General features: G+C 70.1%; 5 protein-coding genes and 1 pseudogene. 3 read left to right on the top strand and 3 right to left on the bottom strand.

The annotated features are described in order from the left end of the window. A pseudogene (locus G6031_RS18710) lies at nucleotides 1–572 on the top strand (hypothetical protein); the annotation flags it as partial. A 31-nt stretch (nucleotides 573–603) separates the two neighbouring features. On the opposite strand, the gene G6031_RS18270 reads toward G6031_RS18710, so the two are convergent. The 3 genes from G6031_RS18270 to G6031_RS18260 all read right to left on the bottom strand — a co-directional run bounded on the left by G6031_RS18270 (nucleotide 604) and on the right by G6031_RS18260 (nucleotide 2372). Beyond that, complete coding sequence (locus G6031_RS18270) at nucleotides 604–1068, bottom strand: cupin domain-containing protein (protein WP_182644721.1); 465 nt, start codon at nucleotides 1066–1068, stop codon at nucleotides 604–606. 139 nt (nucleotides 1069–1207) lie between these two features. Beyond that, entirely contained in the window at nucleotides 1208–1384 is a 177-nt protein-coding gene (locus G6031_RS18265) for a hypothetical protein (protein ID WP_182617201.1), read from the bottom strand. Next, nucleotides 1374–2372: a hypothetical protein gene (locus G6031_RS18260; RefSeq protein ID WP_182654047.1), complete on the bottom strand. Its 999-nt coding sequence runs from the start codon at nucleotides 2370–2372 to the stop codon at nucleotides 1374–1376. Before G6031_RS18260 ends, G6031_RS18265 begins: the two co-directional genes overlap by 11 nt. Nucleotides 2373–2583: 211 nt before the next feature. Here G6031_RS18260 and G6031_RS18255 point away from each other — a divergent pair, with 211 nt between their 5' ends. Next, nucleotides 2584–3441: a formate/nitrite transporter family protein gene (locus G6031_RS18255; RefSeq protein ID WP_182639678.1), complete on the top strand. Its 858-nt coding sequence runs from the start codon at nucleotides 2584–2586 to the stop codon at nucleotides 3439–3441. A gap of 32 nt (nucleotides 3442–3473) precedes the next feature. Next, on the top strand, nucleotides 3474–3791 hold a 318-nt coding region (locus G6031_RS18250), incomplete at its 3' end, for a cyanate hydratase (protein WP_182654046.1).

Raw genomic sequence — 3791 nt, 5'->3', positions numbered from 1 at the left:
GAGCGAACGGGCAGCCAATAGGAGCAGGCGGGGGCGCCGCGGGAGCGCGGGGGATCCGCAACGGATCCCAGCGTGATCGCGGCTTCGGTACCGCTGCCGGAATGCTCGGCGGAGGCGCCGGGGCTGCGGGAGCAGGAGCCGGGGCGGCCAGGATGGGTGGCGCAGGCACCCTGGCGGGCTTCGGGAGCCCGGGCGGCGTCGGAACCGGCGGACCGACGGCAGGAGTACCGGGCGGCGGCGGCATGTCGGCGGGCTCGGGACCTGCGGGAGCACCCGCAGGGGCGTTCTCGTCGTCACATGGTGGTTCCCAGGCCAGCCGCGCAGGGATGATGCCGATGGGCATGATGGGCGCGGCAGGGGCCGGACAGAACGAGGGCCGACGCGGTCACACGCCGGCCGGATACCTGACCAACGCCACCAACACCTCGGAGATCATCGGGGAACCGGTCAAGGTCGCCCCCGCGGTTCTGGGACGAACGCCGCCTCCCGACGCCGCCGCCGCCGAACAGGAGCAGCAGCAGGAGACCGCCTATGTCGGCCGGGTCGTCGGACGGCCAATCGCTGGATCATGACGACGGGCCCTTGCCCGACCGACGTCCACTCCTAGAACGCCAACCCGTGCCGCTCCACCAGCGGCATCGTCGCCTCGAAGTCGATCTCCGCGCCGTACTCGGCAGCGAGCGAGGGGAGCGTATCGGGCGAGTACCCCCCTCCCGGCTCGGCGAGGCGGCGGAACAATGCCTCGAGGCCGCCCGGCACGATGATCTCGAGCACACGGAGTTCGTCGTCGCCAGCATTCCAGAACGTGTGCCAGCGACCGCGCGGCTTGGCGAGGAGGTCCCCCGGCGTCGCCGTGATCTCGACGCCCTCCTCGATGAAGCCGATGGTGCCCGCCAGCACGAATGTGTATTCGTCTTCCCGGCTGTGCCGGTGCATCGGGGCGGCCAACGTCCTGGGGTTCACGATGTGCTCGACGATCGCGACCCGGCCGCCGGATACCTGGCTCTCGATGAGGTACCGGTCCAGCAGTCCGGGTTCGCCCGTCACGTCGCCCTGGCCTGCGCGCACGACGTGAGGACCAGTAGGCGTCCCATTATCATTAATGCCGTTCATCGTGCAAATCATACGACCGCGCCGCTGGCGCGGGAACCCCCGGCGCGGGAACCCTTGGCACGCGGCCGCAGCCGGCATGGCCGCGCGAGTTCTTCTAGAAGAACGCCGCCCAGACCAGGCCGACGATGAACAGTGCAACCCCCAGGAGGAACTGCGTCCGGTTCTGTATGTCATGCCACAAACTCGCCACGAAACGCTTCTTGATGTCCGCCCAGCGTGAGAACGGCGGATCGCCTTCCTCGGCCGGGCAACCGTCCGGCTCAGTTGCCATCCTCGGTTCCTTCCGCATCTGGGCCGGCGTCGTATACGGCATCGTGCACCGCGCCGCCGACTTCCTGTCCCGCCCACGCACCGACCCCGGCGCCGATTCCCGCCCCGATGAACGTGCCCACTGGCCCGAAGAACGACCCCGCAGCCGCTCCGGCAAGGGCCCCGCCGGCCATGCCGCCGCCAAGAGCCCCGCCCGTCTCGAGAATCGCCTCCTCGGCAGTGGTCTCCCCCCTGGCATACCCCGTGACGCCCTCGTACGCCGTGAACCCCCCGCCCGCGGGCCCGGCGAGCCGGCCGGCTCGCCGAAGCAGTCCGGCGGCCCGGCGCCCGGCGTCATCGGGCATCGGATCGGCCTTGTGCCTGCCCCTGGTCTCGGGGTCGTGCTCGTCCGCGAGAGCAGACGCCCCTTCTCTGACGGCCCCGCTACCCGCGGTGATGGCGGTTCCGAGAATCACCGCATCCGGCCCAGGGATGGTCGCCCTGTCCACCTCGGTCGGGATGGCCCGATGCATCATCCCGGCAATGGCGTCGATCTCCCGGCCGTAGTGCTGATCCAGCGACCCGACGGTGGCCAACGCCTGGCCGAGCGCCTCGACATGCCTGTCAACGACCTCCTGGGTGATCTCGTCGCGGCCGGGAGCCGGTCCCACGGAGTCCTCGCCCACCACGAGCCCGGCGGCCTCGGCCTCGTCGACCCGGTCACGAACCGCCTGCACCGCCGGCCCCACCGCGGCGGCGGCCCGGGAGAGGGCGTCAGCCAGCTCCCCGAGACCGTCCGCGAGCTTGGTGACGTGCACCTTCTCGCCCTCGGCGGCGTCCAGGACCGCATCGGCTGCCACGCCGTTCCAGCCCACGTCCAGCGCTGAGCGCCCGGCAGCCAGGGCCGTCCGGGCCTCGACAGCCAGCGCCATCCGCTCTGCGACGGCGGAGCTCGCCGTCGTCACGCCCCCGGCATCCCACCGTCTGACCCGGCCGATCGTGTACCCCACACCGGTCCTTCCTCCCGCGCCGTCACAGTGTCTGACGGCGCGCCGGCCTGTCTGGTTCCACGGGGGGCCGAACTCTCACCTCACCGTGCGGCCGGCGCGAGGTGAGGGCTCGGTTACCGGTGTGCGGTCCGGGGTAACGACCGCGTCACATAGCTCGGCCACACTCACTCCGGTACGTCCGCACGCCCGCCGCACAGCTGGAGGCAACGAAGTGTCCTACGTCCAACCCTCGGACTTCACCCGCGCGATGATCGACGCCGGAGCGAGCAAGGTCCGCATGTCCACGCGTGACACGCTCATCCGGAGCTTCATGGCAGGCGCCATCCTGGGCCTGGCCGCAGCGTTCGCCATCACCGTCACGGTCCAGACCGGCAGCGCGCTCCTCGGGGCGGTGCTCTTCCCCATCGGCTTCATCCTCCTGTACCTGCTGGGCTTCGATCTGCTGACCGGGGTGTTCACGCTCGTCCCGCTGGCACTGCTGGACAAGCGCAAGGGGGTCACGGTCCGGGGCATGCTCCGGAACTGGGGCCTGGTATTCCTGGGCAACTTCGCCGGTGCCCTCACCGTGGCGTTCCTCATCGCCTTCATCACCACCTACGGGTTCAATGTCGCCCCGGACGAGGTGGGCCAGCGTCTCGGCGAGATCGGTGAGTCCCGGACTCTCGGCTACGCCGAGCACGGGGCGGCCGGGATGCTGACCCTGTTCTTCCGGGGAGTGCTGTGCAACTGGATGGTCTCGACGGGCGTAGTGGCGGCGATGATGTCCACCAGCGTGAGCGGCAAGGCGCTGACCATGTGGATGCCCGTGATGCTGTTCTTCTACATGGGATTCGAGCACTCGGTGGTCAACATGTTCCTGTTCCCGACCGGCCTGATGCTCGGCGGCGAGTTCTCGCTGGCCGACTACCTGGTGTGGAACGAGATCCCCACTGTCATCGGCAACCTCGTCGGCGGGCTCTGCTTTGTGGGTTTGACCCTGTACGTCACCCACGCCCGCACCAAGGCGCAGCGGCCGCTGCCGGAGGAGCCGGCCGAGCGTGAGGCCGACCGCGAGCCCGCCTCGGTCTGAGCGACACACGACCCCATCCGAGAGGAACCCCGATGACCCCCATCATGTCCAAGCACGACGCCGCGGCCCACGTGGAGTCCGCCCGCATCCGTCAGGGACGCACCTGGGCAGAACTGGCCGATCACCTGGGCGCACCGCTGGTGTGGACCACCGCGGCCCTGCTGGGCCAACACCCGATGTCCGCCGAGCAGGCGCGGTCGGTGTGCGAACTCCTCGGCCTGGACGAGGCCGTGGCGGAGAGTCTGGCCCTGCAACCGAGCCGCGGTACTCCGCCGGAGGTGATGGCGGACCCGACGATCTACCGCTTCACCGAGGCTCTGTCGGTGTACGGGCCCGCGCTCAAGGCACTC

Origin of the sequence: Dietzia sp. CQ4, assembly GCF_014145125.1 — a bacterium.
Classification (GTDB): domain Bacteria; phylum Actinomycetota; class Actinomycetes; order Mycobacteriales; family Mycobacteriaceae; genus Dietzia; species Dietzia natronolimnaea.
Note: the sequence above shows the minus strand (reverse complement) of the source record. Positions and strands in the feature narration are given on the sequence as shown.